This is a genomic window from Pedobacter nototheniae, assembly GCF_032678625.1.
In the GTDB taxonomy this organism is placed as follows: domain Bacteria; phylum Bacteroidota; class Bacteroidia; order Sphingobacteriales; family Sphingobacteriaceae; genus Pedobacter; species Pedobacter nototheniae_A.
On record NZ_JAVTSO010000009.1, the window covers coordinates 1 to 24,666 of the forward strand.

Below are 24,666 nucleotides of genomic sequence, written 5' to 3' on the forward strand. Positions count from 1 at the left end.
ACTCTTCGCATCGGCCGTTACCGTAATCGCTTTGGTACCGATGCTCAGGTTTGCGCCTGCATAAGTGATCGCATAGTTTGCGCCTGCACTTAAAGTATTCTGGTTAATCGCATAAGTACCCACATTTTCACCCGCCACACGGTTTAAAGCGCCTGTGAAGGCATCTGCGCCAACCAATGAGCCTGCAGCAACCGTATAGGTTAAAGCCGGATCGGCTGAACCATAGGTTTTGCTCTTCGCATCGGCCGTTACCGTAATCGCTTTGGTACCGATGCTCAGGTTTGCGCTTGCATAAGTAATCGCATAGTTTGCGCCTGCACTTAAAGTATTCTGGTTAATTGCATAAGTACCCACATTTTCACCCGCAACACGGTTTAAAGCGCCTGTGAAAGCATCTGCGCCAACCAATGAGCCTGCAGCAACCGTATAGGTTAAAGCCGGATCGGCTGAACCATAAGTTTTACTCTTCGCATCGGCCGTTACCGTAATCGCTTTAGGGGCAATAACCAAACTTCCTGTCGCATCCGGCGCAGTATAATTGGTATTGTTTAAACTGGCCACCACAGCATAGGTACCTGCAGCCGTCGGAACCGTTGCAGAACCATCATAAGTAATGCTCAGCCCGCTTAAACCAACTGGCGTTGTTGTTGCCGTAGCAGCTTTAGTCGTGCCATCATAAATTTGCGACAAATTGCTTAATGCAATACTTGCGGTTCCTTTAACAACTGTTAAAACCTGGACTACATCCGGAGCCGCATCAAAACCTATGCTGCCAGCCTGTGATGCTGTAATGTTGGTGTTTCCTAAACCAACAATGTGAATTTTGCCACCAACAATAGTAGCAACGGCAGCATTACTGCTGCTGTAAGTAATTGGGTTAATTGCAGATGTTGCACTGCTTGCTCCCGGATCAAAATCGGTTGTGCCATAAGCCGTAGTAACTGTTGATGCAAAAGTTATGGTTTGGCTGGCATTTGGTCGGTTAATGGTTAACGTATATGTTTTTACTGAACCATCCTCAGCAGTAACCTTAATCGTAATAATATTGTTTCCAAAATTTAATGGCAGATTACCTGAGGCTGTATTATTATTTAATACAGCATAACCACCGCCATTAACATTCACTTGCATATTGGCTGTTAAATCTGCTAATGTAGCAGTAACAGTTGCGGTACTGGTGGTGGTATTTGTACTTACATTGTAGGCTGTAGTAGCCGTTACAAATGTAGGATTTAAACTTCCTGCAGAAGTAGCCAGGCCGGAAAGATCGGCATTGGTTGATAGGGCATTAACCGCCGTTAGCGGATTTACAAGATCGGCAACCACTAAAGCCGCATCTGCTCCAGCCGCCCAATCTTCTGCGGCAGCAAGATTATAAGCTGTACCACCTATAGATGAAGTTCCGTTTTTATTTAATAATGGTTTTATTGCAGCTTTATCTGCAGTACTTAATGATAAGGTAAATTCTGTTGCCGAAGTAAGATCAACATTTGGTGTATTGGTTAATGTGTAGATTGTTCCTCCTTGTCCGGTAAATGAAAATCTATTTGCAACAACATCATTCAAAGGTCCGTTAAGGAAAAGAAAACCTGTTCCGCTTACCACCAACTGACCAGTAGCAACATCGTAAATTGCCGAGGTTATTGCCGGAACAGCAACGGTGCTTACTGTAATTCCATTCCCGTTAACATCAGCTACAGCAAGGGCTGCATCAGCGCCTGCGGCCCAATCTTCCCCGGCGGCCAAATTGTATACCGTACCACCTGTTGAAGAAGTTCCGTTTTTATTGAGAATATAATTAAGCCCGGCCTGATCTGTACTACTTAAAGTTAGTGTAAATATTGTTGCAGAGGTAATGTCGACATTTGGCGTATTGGTTAAAGTATAAGTTGTGCTACCCTCACCTGTTATTGTAAATTTAGAGGCAACAATATCATTTGCAGCACCACTTAAACTTAAAAAGTTGGTTCCGGTAACCGTTAAAATACCTGTACTTGCCTGGTAACTTGCAGATGTGATGGCTGGTACCGCAACATTATTTACTGTAATGCCATTTAAAGTTAAATCGGCGATGATAGCTGCAGCATCTGCCGCATTCATCCAATCTTCAGCAGCGGCTAAATTATATAAGGTTAAATCTGTTGATTGAGTTCCGTTTTTATTGATAATGGATTTAAGCGCCAGTTTATCGGCTACATTAAGCGTTACAGAGAAGGTAGTTGCATTCGTTAGTTCTACATCGCTACTGGTTAAAGTATAAGTAGTACTTTCTGCTGTAATGGTCAATTTATTTACTGCAATATCATTACCAGCGCCCGGATAGGCTTTAAAGTTTGTTCCACTAACTGTAAGCACCGATGTAGATGCATTATACACGGCCGAAGTAATGGAAGGCTGGTTTAAATTACTCACTGTAATGGTACCTCCGGTTGCATCAGCAGGTGCTGTAGAAAACCAGTTTAAATTGGCTGATAAATTATAGGTAATTCCATCTGCACCTGTTGTACCATTTTTATTTAACATAATAGCCAGTTGATCAGCCGCAGTTAATGTTACTGTAAACGAAGTTGCACTCGAGTTACTTACGGTAGACGCTGTTAGCGGGTAAGTAAATCCATTTGCCTTTATTATAAGTTTACTGATATCTGCAGGGCCTGCCGGCGGAAAACCGGTTCCGTTTACAACCAATACCCCAGTTGAAGCATCGTAAGTTGCTGAGGTAATTTTAGGCAAGAACTGTACTAAAAGTGTATAAAAATTAGATATACTAAAAGGTCCGACCCCGCCTGTTTGGTCAACAGCTTTAATGGTAATTGGAAAATTACCAGATACCGTTGGAGTCCCCGAAAGTAATCCCGCACTGTTTAAGGTAAGTCCTGCTGGTAAAGACCCCGCAACAATTGTATAAGTATATGGCGCTGTACCACCACTTGCACTTACCGTTTGGTTATAGGCACTGCCCATTGTTGCAGAAGCTAATGTAGCCGGGGCAATTGTAATTGTTGGTGCTGCAATTGTTAAACTATAAGCACGCGCACCTGTATATGGCCCTGTACCAGCCGAAGCATCCGTTGCGCGGATTGTGAACGTAAATACTCCTGATGCTGTTGGTGTTCCGCTAAGTGCACCGGCAGAAGTTAAAGAAAGTCCTGCTGGCAAAGCACCCGAAGTTATGGTATAAACATAAGGTGCTGTACCTCCAGAAGCCGTAACAGTTACTGGTGTATAAACCACTCCTGCTGTTCCGTTTAAAAACGTTACAGGGCTAATATTAATGGTGGGTGTATTTACCGTTAAATTATAAGCCCTTGATCCGGTGTACGGGCCCGAACCCGCAGAGGCATCAGTAGCCGTAACTGTAAAGTTGAATGTACCGCCGGCTGTTGCTGTTCCGGATAAAGTTCCGTTTGAAGCCAAAGATAATCCTGCCGGCAAAGTTCCAGCCGTTACCGCATAAGTATATGGAGCTGTGCCGCCAGAAGCTGTTAAGGTTGATGGAGAATAAGCCAGTCCTACAGTTGCATTCGCAATAGTAGGCGGACTCACAGCAATTGTAGGCACATTCATCGTCAAGGTATAAGCCATTGATCCGGTATATGTACCGCCAGTGGTTGCATCTGTTGCTGTAATGGTAAAATTAAAAACACCGCCAGCTCTTGCCGTACCTGATAATGTTCCATTTGTTGTTAGTGATAATCCTGCGGGTAAACTTCCTGCTGTTACGGCATATGTATATGGAGCTGTTCCACCACCGGCACTTAAAGTTTGACTATAAGCCGTTCCCACAGTACCTGCATTTAACGAAGCAGTAGTAATGGTTATGGTTGGTGCTGTTACAACAAGGGTATAAGCACGTGATCCTGTATATGGACCAGTACCTGTGGAAGCATCAGTAGCAGTAACAATAAAATTGAAAGTGCCGGTTGCATTTGCAGTACCTGATAAGGTTCCGTTTAATGCTAACGATAAGCCTGTTGGCAAAGTACCGGACACTACCGTAAAGGTATAACCAGCTGTGCCGCCAGATGCAGTTATGGTTCGATTATATATAACACCAGCCGATGAGCTTGGTAAAGTTATTGGCACAATCGCAATTGTTGGGGTATTTACGACTAAGGCGTATGCCCTTGATCCGGTATATGTACCGCCAGTTGTTGCATCAGTTGCTGTAACTGTAAAATTAAAATTACCACCTGCAGTTGCTGTGCCCGATAGAGTTCCGTTTGCAGCCAAAGATAATCCTGCTGGCAATGCACCTGATGTTATTGCATAAGTGTAAGGAGCTGTACCATCTAAAGCCGTAATAGTTTGACTTGCATAAGCTAAGCCCACAGTTGTATTCGGAAGCGTTAAAGGGATAACAGAAATAACAGGTGCGGCAACAGTTATAGAGTATGCTCTTGTTCCTGCATACGGCACCCCTGCACCTGTGGATGAATCGAAAGCTCTCACAGCAAAGTTGAAACTACCTGTTGCGGTTGGTTTCCCTGAAATTTCACCCGTTGTCGTATTAAGACTTAGCCCCCCAGGTAAAGTTCCGCTCGAAATTGAGTAAATATATGGAGCGGTACCTCCTGATGCAGCAACGGTTTGACTATAGCTTAGGCCTGCTCTTGGATTTAACAAAGTTACCGGCGTAATGGCTACAGTTGGGGCTGCAGTAGTAATACTATAACTTATAGTCCCTGAATATGGGCCAGGACTTGCAGCTGCATCGGTTGCACGGATGGTAAAGTTAAAATTACCCACCGCTGTTGGTGTTCCCGATAGTACACCTGCAGCACTCAAAGTAAGTCCTGCAGGTAATGCACCTGCACTAACCGCATATGTATAAGGAGCAACTCCGCCAGTAGCCGATAAGGTTACAGGAGAATAGGCTTGCCCAACTGTTGGGTCAGTTAATGAAGCTGGTGCAATTAAAATTTCTTTTATTAGAATAGAATAAGATTGTGCCCCCGTACTGGTACAGGCACTGGTTGCACTTATTATAAAATTAAATGTACCTGTTGTAGTCGGTGTTCCCGAAATTATGCCTGTTGTTGCATCAATACTTAGCCCGGTTGGTAAAGAACCACTCGTAACTGTAAAATTATAAGGTGCTACACCACCACTTGTTACCGCAATAGTTTGATTGGGGTAAGCTATATTTTTTAAACCATTGGGAAAAGTTGCTGCCGTTAAGGAAATAACCGGATTAACTGCGGTTAATTTGGCCTCATTGGAAGTTTGTATGCCGCCGTTTCCATTTACCAAAAGCCTGAAAAAGTTACCATCTACCGTGGTAACATTACTAATGTTTAAGGTATTGGTTGTTACATTAGTAAAAATACCACCATTGGTTATGTTGGCAAAAGTTCCGGCTGGGGTACGCATTTGCCATTGATAAGAACAAGCATTTGTGGTTACAGCCGTAAAGGTAGTGGATGTACCACGGCAAATATTTAAACGATCGGCAATTGTGCCAATCGTTAATGGGCTTAAGCTATAATTTGCAGCTGTTAATAACGGAACAAAATTAGGATCTGGATAAAAATTAGAAGCATATTCCCAATTGGCTGGTGTATTTGCATCCGCAACGATGGCAGCAGCGGTATTGGTTATTTTATTTTTATGGCGACCAGCAAAGCCATCATTAGTAAATCCATCTGTATTATCGCCATTGTTATAACTTAATATCAGGTTTTGTGCACCCGTATTTAACTGGGCAGGTAATTCTGAAATTGAAGCATCTGCTAAATTAGGCGACAAGCCCGTTATCCAGCCGCCGCTTGAAACATTTGCCGAAATACCCGCTAAAAAAGTAATTCCGGTTGTGAAATCATTTACTCCATTGGATGAAGGTAATAAGAAAGCAAAAATCTGATCGCCAGAAAATTCCGCTAAACTCATATATTCTTTTGGATCGCCGGTAAAAAGCGTACTAGTATTATATGATTCCAATGCACCTACCACAGTACCAGCAGCGGTTATATTATCTTTTAAAGTAGCCTTAAGCGTAAATTTACAGTTGATAATAATCTCTGTTCCGGCCTCATATTCCTGATCTGCCGTCCATTTAATTATCCCATCGCTTACCGCTTTAGAAGGCACTTGAAACTGATTTGTAGCATTGATATAGCCAAAATCAGTAAAATAAATTACCTGCCCTAAATTAACTTTTTTAAGCACGACAAATGAAAACCTGTCATCCTTAAGTGTCCCATTATTCTGATCGTCGGCCATATCGTAGCCATTAATAACAATATCGCCCTTCAAAAGCGAGCATGGTGCCTGAGCATGAACATTTAATTTGATGCAAAGAAATAAGCTTAATATAAGTGAATATTTAAGCGTTAGAATAGCTATTCTTTTCATGAGCGAATAAGGATTATTAGGAACAGAGATAAGTATTTACCCAGCCTGCACTTGTTCCATCTGGATAGGCTGCTGTTATATTTTTCCATGCAGATAAAATCTCTGCATAGTTTAATGAATCTGAATATTGAAATTTGTTACCTGGCAGGTAGTTTGCGAGGTACTGGCTGGAAAGAAAACGATTGGTAACAGAATCAAAACTAAGTTTTCCTTTTGCGGCCTCTATATCTAAGTTGGCAAAACAAGCATTCCCTTTTTGCTGGCTGTTTTTAACATGCAATAAAATCAATGCAGTATCCCAGCCTAAAGCCGCCACCGCATCTGCCGCCCGCCCGTTTGCAGCTTCAAAAGTTTCTACCAGTTTTTTATTTTCACCTGTTTTAATCTCAGGATGCCAGCAGGTGTATCCGGTAACCGGAAAATTAATGGCCGATTCTAATACCGCCGCCTCTCCTACAAGTATGGATGAAGCAAATATCTTTACAGCTTCGGCACCTTCCAGACTATTCATTTGTTTAAAAAATGCTTCAACCAAATCGCCGCTTAAATTACACAGCATAGGTTTTTTATCTTTCTCCAGCGATTGCCTCAAGGCCGAAGTATCAAAATCCTTTAATAAATAGCTCAAAATAAAGCTACCTGCCAAACTATCTTCATTGGTCAAAAAGGCATCAACCATAGCTTGCATAATCGAATATCCGCCATCGTAAAATGAAGATACCATCAATGCTTTATCGCTATTCTTTTTTGCTACCTCACCGGTTAAGTAAGCACTTACAACTGTATTTAATGTATGGTAAGCCACATAATCGCCATTATTGAGCGAGTTAAACTGAGCACCGTGGTTAACAATAATAATTTGCTTTTTTAAGGCATTTGCAAGCGGATAAAGTCTTTGTATTTTAGGTTCATCACCAAAAACAATCAGCACTTCAATTTGCTTCATCATAAAAAGTTCTTCAGCCTCTTTGCTGATTAGCTTTTCATCCGTTCCAAAGCCAATAAAAGCTGAAAAAATTTCAAATTGATCTGCCTGTTGATGCGCAGCAAGCGCCGCATTAATTCCGCCCATAAAATTATGCGGGATTAATGGATGTGTAGATGAACCTGGGAGTAGTAAACCTATTTTCATTTACATTTGAGGATAAATACCGAAAAGAGAAATAATAAAACTTACACACAAATAAGGTTGCATATTATCATGAGGCTGGTTGCCCACATTAGGCAGAATATTTAAAGTTCCAGACAGTGGCCCCATGGTGCCTGTTGGAGTACCCATAGCATAATATTTTTTCCCTGTTCCAATACCCAGTCCATTATTAAGTGGATCGGCACTGTTTCCTGGTCCGTCTCCGCGATACGGCATTTGTGGCCCCTGGATGCTGTGCGAATGTGGAGGTAAATTATTAGCAACAAGGTTTACCGTTTCTGTTCCCAGTGCGGCACCGAATTGGCTAAAAGAAGTACCTGCACCTTGATGCACCGGAATACGTGATTGTAAATTCGGCACAGCAAATGTTTCTATCCCATCACCACCATAAGTGGTTCCAATTAAATTAAAAAGTACATCATTTTCAGCAATGGGTAATAACCGTCCATCACAAAATGCCCAGCCTGCAGGAACAAAATTTCCAGCAAACATTCTGATTTCTCCTAAGTGTGGTTGCATAATCGTATAGTTTAGCTTCTTGGAGGAAAAACACCCTGAAGCGCAATAATAAAGTTAAGTGTGAGATAGGGCTGCATATTGTTATGTGCCTGTCCGCCCCCATTAAAGAGTTCGCTATCTTGTTTAGTCATATTCAGTGGTTTGGTTGTGCCTGCCCCGGCAGTTGTAGAATAAATCAATTCATTATTCAAGGCTATTGCAGGCAGGCTATTGTCAGGATTTACTGAAGTTGCCGTTCCACCGGTATTTAATGCCCCAACAACCGGATGGGTATGTGAAGGCAATTCACTGGCAATTAAAGTAACGCTGGCCGAACCACCTGTTTCTCCTATGCTGTGTGCAGACAAGCCCGGTCCCTGCCCATAAAACATGGGCACAAGTCCCTGCATATTGGGCAAGCCAAAAGTACTTGAACCATTACCCCCATAATTGGTCCCTAATAAGGAAAAAATGGCCGTATTTTGAGATATGGGTAATATTTGTCCATCGCAATGCGCCCAACCTTTGGGAGGAAAGTTGAACGCTACTATCGAAATTTCTGCTACAAATGGTTGATCTGCCATAATTTAGTTTCTTGAAGGAAATATGCCCACAAGGGCGATTACAAAATTTATAGTTAATGAAGGCATAATATTGTTGTGCAACTGACTTATGCCTGTTGAACCAGAAACAACAGTATTTGCTATAGCCAAAGAGTCGGGCCTTTTGCTAAAACGGGTAGTTAAACCCGCCTGATTGGCAAAATAATTACCCACAGGATTTGCAGTATCCGGCGTTCCGCCTACTTTCGCTGCCAAATTGGTGGCGCTAAGCTGGTGGCTGTGCGGAGGAATTTCATTACTATTTAAAGCATGACCTACTTCTCCACCGGTTTGCCCTAAAGTAAAACCATTGCCCATATGTATGGGTACCTTCCCCCTTAAATCTGGCAACCCAAAATTGGTTGTACCATTACCGCCATAAGTGGTTCCTAATAGAGCAAACAAGGGCTGATTTTGATTAATGGGTATTAACTGACCATTACAAAAAGCCCAGTTTTTGGGAGCGTAATTAAAAGAAATCATCATTATTTCACCCATAAAAGGGATGTTATCAAATCTTTCCATGTATTTTATATTATATTCTTATATGCGTTAAAATCTTTCACTTTTGCCAGTTTTGTTTGTTTATAGAGGCTCGGTATCTCCTGGTCGAGTACAACCCCGATTTTATCACCATTTTGGTTAAAACTGAAAATAACCTGAGACAGGGATAAACCTTTAGGATGGTTATTGCTTAAAAAAGTATCGTGTTTTACAATATTTTTAATTACGCTAAGGCCAGTTGGCTGCCCGTTTTGTTTACCCCCGATAAACAAATCGGTGAGTGCTGATTGCTCAGCTAAAGTTTTGTTATAGAATTCAGAATCGCCATCAACACCTAAATGGGTTAAGCAAATGATTAAATCACACTGATGGGTTTCTTTTAATTTAATGCTGACCTTTTTTAAAGCCTCATGCGGGTTTGAAACGGTTAAGCCTTCCATTTTAACACAGGCACCAACACCAGTTACCCCGATTTTAAAATTTCCATGTTTAAATGTAATATAGGGTGCTATAGCATGGTTTAGCACAGGCTCATCGAAATGGTAATTGGCACTAATTAAGGGAAAATTAAGATAAGGAATCAGCTTAATTAATTGTGCTGTACCACCGGCCAGTTCATCCTTACTCAGGTTTACTGCGTGGTAGCCAAGCTTATTCATTACATCAATGCCTTTTAGCTGCTGCTTAAAATTTTGTAAAGGATTAATAAAACCACCCGCATCAAAAAACAATGCATGCTGCTCCTGATTTTTCAAACTGGCTTCCAATGCATTAAGCCCGCCTAAATCCTTTAAAACCGTTTCGGTTTGTCCGCAAAGATCATTGGTATAGCTTATACTTATATTTTTAAGGGCTGAAGACCGGGTGTTGATTTTTTGCGTTACGTTACCGAGCGTATCTAATGATCCGGCCAGCAGAAGACCACCGCCAAGCACAACATTTCTCTTTAGAAAAGAGCGTCTGTTAGAGTTCATAAAAGTAAAATAAGGATGATAGGGTATACAAGTTTTAATCTTTTCGAACATCAAAAAAGTCTAAAACTAAATTAGCCGGCAAAGAGGAGAACTCTATTTGCGACATATTTAACAAGGTTAGTTAGGCCTTGCGGATTTTATAGTTTAATGATGCAGAAACTAATTATAGTTTGTTTGGTTCAAATGTATGAAAAAAGAAAATTTAAATTCAAATTGCTGCAGCAGCAGATTTGCATAAGAAATGAGCATTAATACCTGGTTAAAATCGATTATGGCTGTTGTATACTAAATTAACGCTATATTTTTTAATGGGAAACCGTATTTAAAAAAATACACGATTTGACAAATGTCATGCTAATTCGTAAACCATCTAACCGTTAAATTATAAAATCTAATTAAATGGCATTCACCATGGGGATTAAAATGATCAGCAAAACAGGCAAATTAAACATTTTAAAAACCAAAATCCTCAAAAAATGTTATGCCATTATGAGCCCTTTCAACATCCATATTGTACACCATCAGCACAATTTAACCTTAACCATCCTGCCCGAATCTGATTATTATAAAATCATTTATTTTGGAGGCATTATCGGCGCCATTCGCAACCGCGAAACCGGATGGGAACTTGTACCCGAAGAAGAAATTCTGCCCGGCGATTTGCCCCCATTTGATTATCAGCATAATGAAGAAAACCGACCTCAACTGCATTTAAATACGTTGCAAATAAACTATATTGCAGGAGAAATTGAAAACCATCTTTCGCACCCTAACGAAAATTTAAAGTAAATCACCGGCGCTTACTTAATTTAAATTTATTGAAACCATTATAGTTTTAAGGGGTTAAACTAATATGAAAAGCATGATTAGCATATTAAAAGAAACCGCACTGGCAGATGACATCAAGGATGTTGAACAAACCGGAGAAAACACCCTTAAAATTATATTAAATGATGATGCCGACGTTGCCCGGATTGTTAAAAAAGTAAATGGTATTGATTCGGAATTCTGGTCTACAAGAGCACCCATCAGTATGACCTATGTTTATGAAAATGGAAGCCCGGCCTTATTTAATTCGTAAGATATTTATTAAGTAAGGAATACGTTTCGACAGGTTTGGGATTGTTAGATTTAGCTGAAATTTCATTATTAAAAACTAAAAATCCTGTTTGGCCTGTCGAAATGTTTCAATTTACTGTAAAACAAGAATACTCAGAATATTTTTTGCCGCAATTCTTTGTACTTCGATCTTCCAATCGGAAGCAACTCTTCATTTTTTAACTCAAGCAGGTATTTCCCCCCTGCCTGTACAATAATTTTTTCGGCCTGTGTAATGGGAACAATGTAAGATTTATGAATCCGTTCGAAAGATGACGGAAGCAGTTGTTCCAGCTTTTCGAGAGATTTATCGTGCAGTTCCTTTTTCCCGTTGAGTAAATGTAATTCGGTATAAATTCCTGCTCCTTTAATGTAACGGATTTCCTTAATAGAGATTAAAATGATAGAGCCTGCCTTTCTTACAGCAAGGTATTCAAGATTAATTTCTCTTTTTACTGAAGGCTGCGATAATCGTTTAAAAGCAGCATCCAAACGTTCCTGATCGAAGGGCTTTGGAACAAAATCAAGTACACCGTAAGCAAATGCAGTAATGGCCCTTTCGGTATAGGCCGAAATAATAATGCAATGAAAGGCTCCTGAAACCACACTTTTTAATAAATCGAAACCATCTTCTCCATTCAAATTTAAATCCAATAGTAAAAGATCAGGGGTTTGTTCATTTAAATACCTTAAACCGCTTCCTATAGATTCGCAAACCACCAGACTTTCAATCACTTCACCAAAAAAATCACGGGTCATCCGCTCTACCCTTTTAGCAATTCTGGCTTCATCCTCCACAATTAAAATCTTCATATCCTCGTCGCTATTTTTATTGAAGTAAGCCAGCCTTCCGGTATAGCATTTGATTCAAAAGTCCAGTTTTGATCGTAACTTTCCGTTAACCTGGCTGCGATATACTGAAAACCCGTGCCCGCATTTTTGTCCTTTACCTTTTTCCGGTTTCTTGCCATCGTTAACAACTTATATTCTTTGTAATTATTGGTTTTTTCAAAACTGAGTTTAAAAATAATTTTCCCTTCATGCGTGGGCATACTGTGTGTAATCCCATTTTCCAAAATGGTATGGATAATAGCGGGTGGAATTAAATCCATTTCATCTATGTTAAACTGCTCCCACTGGTAATTAATTTCTTTGCGGAATTGCATCACCTCTAAATGTGTTTTACAAAGTTCTATTTCTGTAGCTATTGGAATTAAAGTTTGATCGGCAATTTCATTTAAAATATCAAACTCTTTCGCTAAAGCCTGAATAAAAATAACTCCGTCTTTAGGCGATTCTTCAATCCAATCGATCATAGACGTTAAAGTATTTTTTATAAAATGAGGCTGGATGTTTTTCTTTAAAAGTTCTAATTTTAACCTGGATGACAGCAATATAGAGGATTGATGTTCTTTTTCGAGCAGCTTGGTTCTGATGGAATGTAAATAAAGCATAGAGAGCACAATCAGTGTAAAGCAAATGAAAAGCACAAAATCATAAACAATAAAACTGGCAATTACCGCACTTACAAGAAAACAGAAAAGGACTACCCATGCACCTTTAACCCGGTTAAACAAGGCATTAACCACTATAATTAAAGTAGTAAACCACATGGTATAACTAAACAGCATTGCAGTCCAGTCGTAATGCCTGAAATTGTAAATATAAATGTAAATTAACAGTACAAGCTCTACACCCAATAACCAAAACTTATGCTTAAAGTAAAATTGAAGGGTAAAATAAAAAGGGACAAGCAAAGCGATGGAAAAGGTAAGCCAGCCTATAATTTCCAGCCGTACATAAAAATGATTGTATGGAATGGTGATGTAAAATTTGATATATTCTGCAATTAGCAGCATAAAAAACAACAGGCAGATAACTCCAAAAATTAGAATATTTAGTTCCCTGCCACTGCTGTTGATGTATAGAAAGAAATAATATAAAGAAGCAATTAGAAAAGCGCCGGCCATGAGGTTCATAAAAGACATCGCTATCAGCGGGCGTTCAATCATTCTCTTGTAATATTGAAGTTTTACATCAATATTCCTGATTTCGTGGGGGCTATAATGTTGCGAACTTCGCAAAGCCAGGCTGTGCAAGCCCGATCTGGCAAGAGAATCAGGCACAATAAAATTGCTGGCTTCACTACCTGGAATTTCATGAACCTTATCTTTTGCAAACTGACCATTTTTACCCAGAAAAACGCCATCCCAATACACATCAAAAGAACCAAAACTATGGATTTGTAAACCCAACGGAATACTATCCCGATTATCTCTATCCCGTATTTTTACCTCAACCCTCGCCCAAAAAACTTCGCTTTTGGTGGGGGGTTCGTTTATCCAGTCTTTTGTAAAAGAGTCTTTTTTTGCCCGCTGCAAATCATCCCCGCTTTTGTAAACCGCATCAGCATATTCATAATGTACGTCCTGTTTGCAGGATGGTAATAAAAAGATGAGCAACAATAAGAAACTTAATTTAGGCATGATGTAAAGTTAGGGCGAATTTAAGACAGAAAAATGCATTTTGAAAGGATATAGAGCCGTTGGCATGTTTTATTCTTCATCAAATCTTTTAGCCGCTTAATCTTGCGGTATGAAAAAACTGCTTATTCTCTTTACGGCCTTCATTATTGGCAATAAAGCGTACACACAAAATACAATCAGCCAAACCACTCAAAATGGAGTAATCAGTGGTAAACTAACCGATCAAAAGGCTTCGCTCCCATTGCCTTACGTTACCATAAATGTAAAAGATAAAAATGCAAAATCTATTTTAACGGTCATTAGCGATGATAAAGGAACTTTCCACCTAGAAGGATTGCCTATACAGGAACTTGATATTCAATTCAGCTTAATAGGCTATCAAACTTTAAACAAAACAATTATTTTAAACCCGACCGCCCATAAAATTGATTTAGGCAGCTTAACTTTAGTGCAGGATGCAACCATTTTAAACGATGTGTTGGTTACTGCAGAAAAACCTGGAATTAGTTTAAAACTTGGTAAAAAAGTATTCGAGGTTGGTAAAGATATTTTAGCACAAAGTGGTTCTGTTAATGATATTTTAAACAGCGTACCTTCTGTTTCTGTAAATCCCGAAGGCGCTGTTAGCTTGCGTGGAAACAGCAATGTTACGGTATTGATAAACGGGCGCCAGTCTGGCTTAACCCAAAGCAACTCACTGGATCAGATTCCGGCTGGATTAATTGAAAAAGTTGAGGTCATTACCAACCCTTCATCGAGATACGATGCCGCGGGATCTGCCGGAATCATTAACATTATCCTTAAAAAGAACAAAAATGGTGGTTTCAATGGTCAGCTAAAAGTAGTAGGCGGCATACCCAACGAAACGCGTATTAATCCAAGTTTAAACTATAAATCAGATAAGTTAAACTTATTTTCTACACTGGGCATTAGGCTGTCGGATTATAAAGGTTTTTACAGCAGCAACCAGGTTTTAACCAACAACGGATTAAGCAATTTCCTGGATCAAACACACGATGAAAATAGACATGATGATGCCAAACTGATTTATTTGGGCGCCGACTATTTAATTAATGCGCACAATACCATAACGGCTGCATACTTTAAAAACGCAACACACGACCATGATAAAAGCCTTTTAAATTACGGGTACAGCAGTAACCGTGCAGATAGCACCTTGGTTAGAAATGCCGAATCGTGGGAAAAACGTGATTATAACCAGTTCGAATTTAATTACACTAAAACCTTTGAAAATGCCAGAAAGAAATTTACAATTGATATGCAGTATGATTTTTGGAACAGCGATAAAAGCTGGAATTTAAATACCCAAAAAACATTTCCGGTAACTGAAAATTTACCCGGTATCAGAACAAGCTCAATTGGATCAAGTAAAGATTTTTTATTGCAAACAGATTTGGAACAACCGCTTAATGAGAAAATGATGCTCGAAGTTGGATTAAAAGCCGAAAAAAGAAGTGTTATAACCAGTTTTAATGCAGAACAGCAGCAGGGCGATGAATGGTTAATTTATGATAACATTAACAATAAACTGGAGTACGATGAACTTATTGGCAGTGCGTATGCACAACTAAGCAACAAAGGTAAAAAGTTTTCATACATGCTGGGTTTGCGTAGCGAACTTACAAAAATAAGTATTGAAGACCGTATAGGTACTTACCGAAACGATAAAAACTACACGCGCATTTTTCCAACTTTAAATCTCGGTTATCAGATCAATGAAAGTACTTCAGCTCAGTTTAGTTACAGTAAACGGATTAATCGTCCGTCACTGTGGATGCTTTATCCTTTTAACGAATTAACAGATTTAAATGCGCAATATATTGGTAATCCTAACTTAAACCCTTCGTATGCTGATGTTTTAGAAATTGGGCTTTTAAAAAACTGGGGCACCCTAACCTTTAATCCATCCCTGTATTATCAAAATAACCGTGCTCTTATCCAAAACTATACATACCGGGATGCAGGTGTTTTTTACACCACCCCAGTTAATATCGATCGGGAAATCAGAAGTGGTATTGAGCTTTCATTACTGTACAATCCATTAAAATGGTTGCAAGTTAATGCGGAGATGAATGCTTATAATTTTAAGCAGGAAGGATTTTATTCAAACCAGGATTTTAATTTTAAGGGGCATATTTTAACCGGAAGATTAAGCACACAAATTAAATACCCTAAAATTGTTAATGTACAAATCCGCTACAATTATACAGGTGCTCAAAATAATGTCCAAACTTACAGGGCAGCTATACACAATTTAGATGTGGGATTGAGCAGAAATATTTTGAAAGATAAAGCAACCTTAAGTTTTGACGGAACAAATATTCTTGACTCGCGCAAAACCAAAACCTTAACCACCGGCGAAAACTATGTTTTGAATCAATTAAGCAACTCTAATGCAGCACGTTACCGCTTAACTTTTGTTTACCGTTTTAACCTGAAAGACAATGAATCCATCAGGCAAGCAAAAAGTGGAAACAGGAATTAATCGAAAAACTGCCCGCTTACATAGTACCATTTTCCGCTTTCAAACTTAAAAGTTGATCGTTCGTGATGGATGTACAGTTGTAAACCATTTTGATAATAAGCCTTAAATTCTACAATATTTGGGGCAGTATCGCAAATTTCAAGCTTTAACCAGGTGTTTGCTACTGCCCATTCTTTGATTGATTTTTTAGCATGCAAATGCCGCTGACTTTTATGGGTGGTTTCTACCAGATAATCTGTTAAATGTAAGGCATAAGCACAATACCTCGAACGCATTAATGCTTCGGCAGTTGCCGGAACGCTTCGATGCTGGTGAAAAGGTTTACAGCAATTTTCATAGCTTAATCCCGAACAGCACGCACAAATAGTTGTATCCATATCTGCAGTAAAGGTATATAAAAGTTTAATTCCGGCATCCATTTGGTACTTTACCCCCGGTTTACATTTTAGTACCATTGAGTTCAAATCCTGCTGAAAAAATTTCGGCAGGACCATGAGCCAATATCGTTTTATGCCGAAAACATGTATTTAATATCTACTGAATTGTTGCTGTGCAAAACATTTAAAAATGCATTTACAATGTAGCGATAAGCATTGCGGGTTCGTTTTAAGTATAAAACGCCCATCATGAAATTTAAATCAACGCTCCTCTATATCATCAGCATACTTACCTTTTGTATTGCGATTATATTGTTTTATCTCTTTTTTAAACATGCAGGACTAAGCGTATTATCCTATTTAGCTTCAGGGTTCGGGCTGACGATATTTGCAATATATTTATTCTACAAAGGTAAGTTTCCACGAAAAAAGGAAAAAAATATCCGCTATTTTTAGCCACAGGTATACATTTCAATAAAGGATTTTCGGGTAATTAATTTCAAATAAGCGTAATCTCCCGAAACTTGTTTTCTCTTTTTAAGTTCGTATAAAAAGTGGCCACCCAAATCTACAATAATCGGTGCCCTGGCCATAAACCATACGGCATGTGGCTGTTTCCAGCAATATGAATAATAATGTGTGGTTATGGCAACTTTTTTAATTTCAGGATGGTAAAAATTCAGCACCTTAGGTTTGGTTAAGCCCATTAAAACTTCGGTTTTTCGAACCATAGAAAGATGATCGCTGTGGCAAAATTCATAATGATCTAAAGCCGGATCATCCACATCCGGCAGATTTTTCAATATTCTGAAACCTTTAAACTTTTTTCCATTCAACACCCATACTAATTTAGGATAAAAGGCTTCCCTGCTGTTTAATTCGGCAAGTGTAATTGGCGAGTTTTGAAATTCGAGCGTGATCCCCGATGGTGTATGCACATCGGCACGATGAATTTCTCCTGTTTGATTATCATAAAACCCCCGCTCCCTGTAATTTTCAGGAAAAGCAAGTTTCCAGTTGCGGTGCCATGGGGTTTCACCTGCATAATACGTTTTAATATTTAAGGCATCAAAAGCACCTCGTCCTGCCTTTTCTGTAAAAGAAGGAGTTTGGTCAGTCAATGCTTCAGGGTTATCGGTTTTCATGTGCGGATGAACACATTAGTTTAGTAAACAAATTAATTTTTAACAAAGGCAAATATATACTAATATTTTTAGTGAAAAAATAAAAAAATGATTGTATTTTTAGCCAAAATACAATCAACAAAAAATAAACGTTTAAATGATGTTGATTAAAAATTTTCAGGGCATCTTTGTAAAAAACAGCTAACAATTGCTTTCGGGCTACTCATAAACAAACAGGGTTTAATAAAACCTTGCAATAAATGCACAACATTGAACGATAATCAGCTCATACTCGATTTTCTTAAACAGACCAATCAACCCATTTTTCTAACCGGAAAAGCTGGAACAGGAAAAACAACCTTACTTCGCCACATTAAGAATACCACGGAAAAGAATTTTGCCATTGTTGCACCAACCGCTGTAGCCGCAATTAATGCAGGTGGTGTAACGCTTCACTCCTTTTTTCAGATTCCATTTGGCCCACTTATCCCCGTAAGGCAAGGCGAAATACCTACGCAGGAAGTTCGTTATTCTGAAGATAAGATAAAGCTTTTAAGGTGCCTTGATTTGCTGATTATTGATGAGATTAGTATGGTAAGGGCAGATTTGATTGATTTTATAGATCATTCACTGCGAACCGTTAAGGCCTCTTCACGTCCTTTTGGCGGCGTACAGGTTTTAATGATTGGCGATCTTTACCAGCTTTCGCCCATTGCACATGATGCATGGCATATTTTAAGAACGTACTACTCCAGTCCTTATTTTTTTGATAGCCTTGTGTTGCGTTCCATCCAAATCACCACTTTTCAACTGGATAAAGTTTATCGTCAGTCTGACCCGCTATTTCTGGATATTTTAAATGGCATCCGCGAAAATACGCTGAGCCAGGCTTTACTCGAAGAACTTAACAAACGTTACGATCCTGGCTTGGATCAGGTTTGGAAAGATGAATACGTTACCTTAACCACCCACAACCACCTGGTTACACAAATTAATCAGGAATGTTTAGATAAGCTAAGTGGAGAGGTATATTTACACCAGGCAGTAATTTCTGGCGATTTCCCGAAAGATGCCTATCCTGTTGATGAAGTGCTGCAACTAAAAGTTGGTGCCCAGGTAATGTTCATTAAAAATGATTCGTCTGGTAAAAAGCAATTTTACAATGGTAAGGCCGCAAAAATCCTGGCCATCAACAGTGATTCTGTTCAGGTTCAGTTTATTGATGATGCTTCGGTGCTTGAAGTAATCCCTGAAGAATGGCAGAACCTGAAATACAACCTTAACCAGGATGAAAATAAAATTGATGAAGTAAATACCGGAACGTTCTCGCAATATCCTTTTAAACTGGCCTGGGCCATAACCGTACACAAAAGTCAGGGACTAACCTTTGATCAGGCCATTGTTGATGTAAGTTCTTCGTTTACGCACGGACAAGCCTATGTGGCTTTAAGCCGCTGCCGCAGTTTAGAAGGTTTGGTGTTAAAAACGCCTGTTAAAATGGAGAATATTATTACAGATGCCGGGGTGATCAAATTTACCAAAGGGGCCACAGAAAAAAAGCCTGACCGCAACCTGCTTGATTTTTACCAGGTTGCTTTTGAATGGAGCCTAATTGACGACTTACTTGATTTTCAGACCATTCAAAATCAATGGATAACACTTAAACTATCTAATTTTAACCATACCGTTGAAAACAGTGTATTCCGTAAAATGATGGCGCATTGCAGCAAAATATTGGAAACGGAAGTAATTAAAGTTGCCAACCAGTTTAAAAACCAGGAACGTTCCAAAATATCAGCCAACAGCGGTTTAAAAACAGAAAGTTTATTTATTGAGCGTTTAAAAAAGGCATCTGCTTATTTTGCTCCAAAAATTAACTCTATTTTAAAAGAAATAGCTGAATTTCATAAAGTAAAAATTTATCGGGATGAACATTCAGAGAAAATTTTGAGCCTGTTGAATAACAGTTTCAATGCCCTGAGTATTAAAATGGAATTATTTAAAATTTCATGGGACAATTTCAGTCCTGCTGTTTACACGGAAGCTTACCACGCAGGTAGCATAAAAGAAATGGAAGAAAAAGTTATTCCTGTTAAAAAAGCAGAAGTACCGAAAAAAATCATCAACCCATTACTTTTCCAGGATTTGCTTACCTGGAGGAAAGGTGTAAGCGAAAAAAGAAACGTAGCCGAACATACCGTACTTTCTGAACAGGTTTTACAACTTATTGCCGAGAAACTACCTAAATCTACCGAACAACTGGCTGCTATAAAAGGAGTTGGCATTGGAAACGCAACAGACCATGGCAGGGAAATTTTAAAATGGATTAACAATTACCTGGGCACCAACGAGCTTTTTTAAATAAAAAATTAATCAAGGCTAACTTTTAGTGCAGCCTTTGAAAGTGGATACCTTAAAGCCCTTAAATGATCCATAGCAACACCTAAATCGGCATAACCTTCGGCAGCTTTAAGTTGAGCTAAAATATCCGGATGCATTAATTTGTCTTCTTTGCTGCTCATTAATAAATGACCAATCAGCTCAATGTTTTTCCAAACACCCGGTGCTACAAAAAAGTTAAAAGCGGCTAACATGGTGCTCCATTGTACTTCACGTGCTGAAAGTAAAAAGTGCCTTGATATTGGGCTTACCAGGCGTTTAAAATTGGCATAATCCTCCTCACAATCGGCCATTACTAAAAGCGTAGAATCTATTGGAAAGTTATTACGTTCTAAAGTTACCAGTTCTAAACCATGTGCATGAATAGTTGCTGCGCATATTCCGGATATGCTGATCAGGGCTAAATGATCGTATACCATTGGGTGCATTTTAAGATGCCCATTTCTAACAAAACGAAAACCACCACGGGCAGAACGTTCAGTTTGGTTTAGTGTAATGTACAATAGTGAAAACTCATCCATAAAATTGAGCGCCATTACATAATGAGCCGCCTCAATTAAGCAAACGGTTAAGTTACGATCCTGAGGTTTTGGATCTGCGGGAGTAGAAAATATTGAAAGTTGCAAACGTAAAAAATTGTTCGGTTTCGGCTTAAATATCTGTTGCGATAAACTTAACAAAATTTGACCGATCCTGAACAAAAAATTTTTCAATAATAAGCCTCAACGCACTTTAAAAGCATATAAAAAGCTTAATATCAACACTTAATAAGTACAATTAATTTTTGGCTTCAAATTTTCTTTATCTGCGGAGAAAACGGCTTTTCCATTTTGGTAGGTAATGGTCCAGATGCCATCAAAATCATTTTCCGCCCATTTTAAATTTGTAGGTTTTACACCAAAAGCTTTCATAATTTTAGTCAGTTCATGATGCTCCCAGCAAACTAAAACCAAGCCTTTCTTCGCACTAATATCATTGACCAGGCCCTTGCTATCTTCTACATCAAAGGAAGAATTTATGCTTAAATTATACTTAATTGATAAAGGCAAAACCGTTTGAAAAGCCCTTGACCGTTTAGTTCCTTTAGTTGCATTTAAGTTAGGTACATAAACATAATTGGGCAACCCAAATTTCTTTACAATAACTGCCGGAAGCTGCATAGACCTGTTCAAACCCTGGCAATTCAGGTTATCGCCCTGAGCAGGCTTTTCGGCATGCCTGATTAGAATAATTTTAAGATTATCCTGCGCCCGCAGTGAGGCATTAAAAATTAACGTTAAAAAAACAATAACAATAAAAACTGGAAACTTCTTTTTAAACATATGATAACTGAAGCTGGCTTTACATTAGGCTTACTACAAATATAACCTAATGAAACCAGATTAGTTTATGTTTAAGGATGCATACCACAAAATGCCTGATATTTAAACCGTTTGAGGCATTTTAACAGTCTTTACTTAAGCATGTTTACCCAATAATTCTCTTAAACTTTGCCTGTGTTTTTACTGGCGCATCAGCCGGATATGTGGTGTAATTTATAGTAAGCAGGAAATTATTAATGCTGAAGGTTCCCTTTTCGAATATATTGTATTGATTTAACGGCGTGGTAACTGTTGTTCCGTTACTTTGCCTTGCAACTTCTTCTGTAATATTAACGGTCAGATTTTCACCATTAATAGCGTAAGTTCCATTTAGGGTTAATAGATAATTCGCATCATTGGTGTTGCTTAGGTACATGGTAAACTTCCCACCTTCTTTAAATACCAGTTTACGTTGGTAGTTTCCCGTAAGTGTTTCTTCCCAAATCCCTTTAAGGGGTTCGTAAGGTGCTTCGTTATTTTTCTTTTTACATGCAAAAAAGAAAACAGAAGAAACCAGCAACAGAGCGGCTAATTTTAGCATTTTTTTCATATTAATTTATATTGGTTTTATTTGGTAAACGAGTGGTACCAATAAAGTGCTACAGCTTTAATTAATTTTCTATAGCTATTCCAAAATACTCATCTATGCCTCCGCCCTCTTAAACTTATCCACACCATAACAATATTACAATTTATAAAAATGTAAACAATTACATCCTTATATCTTCGCCGCATGAAAAAAATCCCGATCATATTAACTTTAATTGCGCTCTCATTTATTTTAATTTCCTGGGGAATTACCGGGCATAAAACCGTAGCAAGTATTGCGGCTAATCATTTAACACCTTCAGCAAAACAAGCCGTAAAAGATTTATTGGAGAACGAAAGCCTGGCCGATGTTGCTTCATGGGCAGATGAAATTCGTAATGAACCTGAATTTAAGGCAACTGCCGGTTGGCATTTTGTAAATGTTGCTGATGGCCTAAATTTTAATGAGTTTTCCAAAGCCGTTAAAAATTCAGAAAAACCCGATCTATTGAAAGCTTTGACCTTAAATGAACAGGTGATTAATGATCAGATGGCTACCAAAGAGCAGAAAAAAATTGCGCTCAAGTTTATTGTCCATTTGGTTGGCGATGCACATCAACCCATGCATGTAAGCCGTGCCGAAGATAAAGGCGGTAATACCATTCAGGTGCAATTTGATGGTAAAGGGACTAATCTTCACTCTTTATGGGATAGCCGGTTACTTGACCACCAAAATTTAAGCATTTCACAACTAACAAATCAGGATAATGCAAGTGTATCAGAAATAAAAAAGTGGCAAAATGCTTCTCCCTTAAATTGGCTTTTTGAAAGCTATCAAATTAGCTCAAAACTTTATGCTGAGGTAGAACAAAATAATAAAATTGATGAAAAATACTATCAGTCTCACATTAGCATAGTAAATGAGCGCATTGAAATGGGCGGCATTCGTTTAGCCGGTTTGTTAAACAGTATCTTCAAAAATGGCGTTCAATATAAGGGTAATAGCCCTGTTATAAATAATGCTGAGGCTACTGCGGATGTGCAAAAAGTTACTCCGATAAATATTAACGAGGCCTCCAGCCACATAGGTGCCAATGTATCGCTAAATTCAAAACTCTACGGCTCAAAAGATTTTAGCAGTATGATTTTATTAAACCTTGGTGCTGATTATCCAAACCAACTGCTTACGGTTGTATTAAAAGGGAGTGCAAAAACGGCTTTTAATGCTAATCTTTATAATTATGTTAAAGTAAAAGGAATTATCACCATCCACAATGGTAAACCTCAGATTATTGTAAATGATCCTAAACAAATTGATTTTGTTATAATGAATGATGATAAAGATGGTACAATTAAAGGCCGAAAATAAATAGATTCTCCCCCGTTATTTGAAGGAGCTAAACGAAAGTTAGCTCCTTTTTTTCGTTTAATGTACTTCCATCAAGGTGGTATTTATTTCTGCTAAAGCTGGGAAAGTGATCACAAATTAAATTAAATACAAAATAAAATACAAATAAGTATGATTAATAATATATTTAAAAAATTAAAATACTATAAATGAATACACCAACGCTCACAGAATTAAAATTTAAACTTCAAACTTTAGGGGCACTGCAACCTGAAGCCTGGGACCTGATTTTGAAAACAGTTAAATATACTTTTATTAAAACGGGTGAAAATTTTAACCGTCAGGAAGGCCAACTCGCCTGGATATTAACCGGACTTTTGAAAGAATATGATGCAGAAGCACGGAAAAAACCCTCCGTTATTAATTTCATTTTACCTGGCCATAGTTTAATAACCAGAAAATTAAATAAGCATTTTTACTTAAAAGCTTACACTGACACTTATGTTGTACATTTAGAATTTGAAGAATTAATTGCAGTTTACGGCCAGTTTAAAGAACTTAGAACAACTTACGACTCCCTTTGCGCGAACTATGATGAAGGTATGGTTTACCGCCAGCGAATATTGGAAGAAAAATCTGCACAGAGAAAAGTCGAGCTTTTCTTAATCCGGTACCGGCCATATTTAGTCGTGATTCAGAAAAAAGACATAAGCAATTACCTAAAGCTTAATTATGATTATTTCACTTCTATTTACACCAAACTCTTATAGTAAAACAGAGGAAAAAACAACTTAGCAAACTAAGTAAATTTAATACTACAAACCAAGTTCCACCTATACATATCGCTGACTACTTTAGATTATTCAATCAGCTATATGAAACGTAAAATTTTAAGTTTAAATCAAATTTTCAATAGCATATTATTTCTATTGGTGCTGCTATGGACTTATACCTTAGGCAGTAAACTTGCTAATTTTGACACCTTTAGGCATGAGCTTAGTATGCAGCATTTGCCCAGGCCTGTATTAAAACCGTTAAGCTATGCCCTGCCTGTTTCTGAGTTAATCGTGGTAATTCTTCTGATTATCCCAGGCACCAGGAAATCAGGTTTGATATGCTCTATAACCTTATTTATAATCTTTACGGTTTACATCTTATTGATTTTACTTAATTACTTTAAAAGTACCCCTTGCAGTTGTGGAGGAGTTTTAAAAGTAATGAGTTGGAAAACACACTTTTTATTTAATTTATTCTTCATTGTTATTAACGCTGTTAACCTATCCATTTTTAACAAGATAGAAAGGAGGTTAAAGGCAAAGTAATTCAAAAAATAGCTTAAAAACCGGTTAGACATTA

The 24,666-nt window shown here is 38.4% G+C and carries 20 protein-coding genes; 7 read left to right on the forward strand and 13 right to left on the reverse strand.

Annotation, left to right across the window (positions count from 1 at the left end; genetic code table 11):
* The 6 genes from R2Q77_RS19555 to R2Q77_RS19580 form a co-directional block, all read right to left on the reverse strand.
* Positions 1-6,354 (reverse strand): putative Ig domain-containing protein (locus R2Q77_RS19555; protein WP_316805393.1); only part of this gene is annotated, 6,354 nt, incomplete at its 3' end.
* Between the two features lie 16 nt (positions 6,355-6,370).
* Positions 6,371-7,486 carry an ABC transporter substrate-binding protein gene (locus R2Q77_RS19560; RefSeq protein ID WP_316805394.1) on the reverse strand — a complete coding sequence of 372 codons (1,116 nt, stop codon included), beginning with the start codon at positions 7,484-7,486 and terminating at the stop codon, positions 6,371-6,373.
* Positions 7,487-8,023 (reverse strand): phage tail protein, encoded by a 537-nt coding sequence (locus tag R2Q77_RS19565; protein ID WP_316805395.1) that lies wholly within the window; start codon positions 8,021-8,023, stop codon positions 7,487-7,489.
* A gap of 11 nt (positions 8,024-8,034) precedes the next feature.
* A complete protein-coding gene (locus R2Q77_RS19570; protein ID WP_316805396.1) occupies positions 8,035-8,586 on the reverse strand; it encodes a phage tail protein in 552 nt (183 codons plus the stop codon).
* A 3-nt stretch (positions 8,587-8,589) separates the two neighbouring features.
* Positions 8,590-9,129, reverse strand: coding sequence for a phage tail protein (locus tag R2Q77_RS19575; protein ID WP_316805397.1), 540 nt, complete (start codon positions 9,127-9,129; stop codon positions 8,590-8,592).
* Between the two features lie 5 nt (positions 9,130-9,134).
* Complete coding sequence (locus R2Q77_RS19580; RefSeq protein WP_316805398.1) at positions 9,135-10,082, reverse strand: hypothetical protein; 948 nt, start codon at positions 10,080-10,082, stop codon at positions 9,135-9,137.
* A 399-nt stretch (positions 10,083-10,481) separates the two neighbouring features.
* Here R2Q77_RS19580 and R2Q77_RS19585 point away from each other — a divergent pair, with 399 nt between their 5' ends.
* Both R2Q77_RS19585 and R2Q77_RS19590 read left to right on the forward strand, forming a co-directional pair.
* Positions 10,482-10,871, forward strand: a complete 390-nt coding sequence (locus tag R2Q77_RS19585) for a hypothetical protein (RefSeq protein WP_316805399.1) — start codon at positions 10,482-10,484, stop codon at positions 10,869-10,871.
* Between the two features lie 73 nt (positions 10,872-10,944).
* A complete protein-coding gene (locus R2Q77_RS19590) occupies positions 10,945-11,163 on the forward strand; it encodes a hypothetical protein (protein WP_316805400.1) in 219 nt (72 codons plus the stop codon).
* 131 nt (positions 11,164-11,294) lie between these two features.
* Here the strand turns inward: R2Q77_RS19590 and R2Q77_RS19595 are convergent, their stop codons facing one another.
* Positions 11,295-11,993 (reverse strand): LytTR family DNA-binding domain-containing protein, encoded by a 699-nt coding sequence (locus R2Q77_RS19595; RefSeq protein ID WP_316805401.1) that lies wholly within the window; start codon positions 11,991-11,993, stop codon positions 11,295-11,297.
* Positions 11,990-13,666, reverse strand: a complete 1,677-nt coding sequence (locus R2Q77_RS19600; RefSeq protein WP_316805402.1) for a histidine kinase — start codon at positions 13,664-13,666, stop codon at positions 11,990-11,992. The genes R2Q77_RS19595 and R2Q77_RS19600 overlap by 4 nt, the downstream gene beginning before the upstream one ends.
* Positions 13,667-13,775: 109 nt before the next feature.
* On the opposite strand from R2Q77_RS19600, the gene R2Q77_RS19605 reads away from it, so the two are divergent.
* Positions 13,776-16,172 (forward strand): outer membrane beta-barrel family protein, encoded by a 2,397-nt coding sequence (locus R2Q77_RS19605; protein WP_316805403.1) that lies wholly within the window; start codon positions 13,776-13,778, stop codon positions 16,170-16,172.
* Here R2Q77_RS19605 and R2Q77_RS19610 read toward each other — a convergent pair.
* Entirely contained in the window at positions 16,169-16,666 is a 498-nt protein-coding gene (locus tag R2Q77_RS19610; protein WP_316805404.1) for a YchJ family protein, read from the reverse strand. The genes R2Q77_RS19605 and R2Q77_RS19610 overlap by 4 nt on opposite strands.
* 335 nt (positions 16,667-17,001) lie before the next feature.
* Positions 17,002-17,694 (reverse strand): competence protein, encoded by a 693-nt coding sequence (locus tag R2Q77_RS19615; RefSeq protein ID WP_316805405.1) that lies wholly within the window; start codon positions 17,692-17,694, stop codon positions 17,002-17,004.
* Positions 17,695-17,943: 249 nt separating this feature from the next.
* Here R2Q77_RS19615 and R2Q77_RS19620 point away from each other — a divergent pair, with 249 nt between their 5' ends.
* The gene (locus R2Q77_RS19620) at positions 17,944-20,034 is read left to right on the forward strand and encodes an HRDC domain-containing protein (RefSeq protein ID WP_316805406.1); all 2,091 of its coding nucleotides are present in this window, start codon (positions 17,944-17,946) and stop codon (positions 20,032-20,034) included.
* A gap of 8 nt (positions 20,035-20,042) precedes the next feature.
* Here R2Q77_RS19620 and R2Q77_RS19625 read toward each other — a convergent pair whose 3' ends face one another.
* The 3 genes from R2Q77_RS19625 to R2Q77_RS19635 form a co-directional block, all read right to left on the reverse strand.
* Positions 20,043-20,699 (reverse strand): hypothetical protein, encoded by a 657-nt coding sequence (locus R2Q77_RS19625; RefSeq protein WP_316805407.1) that lies wholly within the window; start codon positions 20,697-20,699, stop codon positions 20,043-20,045.
* Between the two features lie 138 nt (positions 20,700-20,837).
* Entirely contained in the window at positions 20,838-21,395 is a 558-nt protein-coding gene (locus R2Q77_RS19630; protein ID WP_316805408.1) for a histidine phosphatase family protein, read from the reverse strand.
* 145 nt (positions 21,396-21,540) lie between these two features.
* A complete protein-coding gene (locus R2Q77_RS19635; RefSeq protein WP_316805409.1) occupies positions 21,541-21,984 on the reverse strand; it encodes a hypothetical protein in 444 nt (147 codons plus the stop codon).
* A gap of 183 nt (positions 21,985-22,167) precedes the next feature.
* Here R2Q77_RS19635 and R2Q77_RS19640 point away from each other — a divergent pair, with 183 nt between their 5' ends.
* The 3 genes from R2Q77_RS19640 to R2Q77_RS19650 all read left to right on the forward strand — a co-directional run bounded on the left by R2Q77_RS19640 (position 22,168) and on the right by R2Q77_RS19650 (position 24,632).
* Entirely contained in the window at positions 22,168-23,331 is a 1,164-nt protein-coding gene (locus R2Q77_RS19640; protein ID WP_316805410.1) for a S1/P1 nuclease, read from the forward strand.
* Positions 23,332-23,519: 188 nt separating this feature from the next.
* Positions 23,520-24,080 (forward strand): hypothetical protein, encoded by a 561-nt coding sequence (locus R2Q77_RS19645; RefSeq protein ID WP_316805411.1) that lies wholly within the window; start codon positions 23,520-23,522, stop codon positions 24,078-24,080.
* Positions 24,081-24,185: 105 nt separating this feature from the next.
* Positions 24,186-24,632, forward strand: coding sequence for a MauE/DoxX family redox-associated membrane protein (locus R2Q77_RS19650; protein ID WP_316805412.1), 447 nt, complete (start codon positions 24,186-24,188; stop codon positions 24,630-24,632).
* The last annotated feature ends 34 nt before the right edge of the window (positions 24,633-24,666 follow it).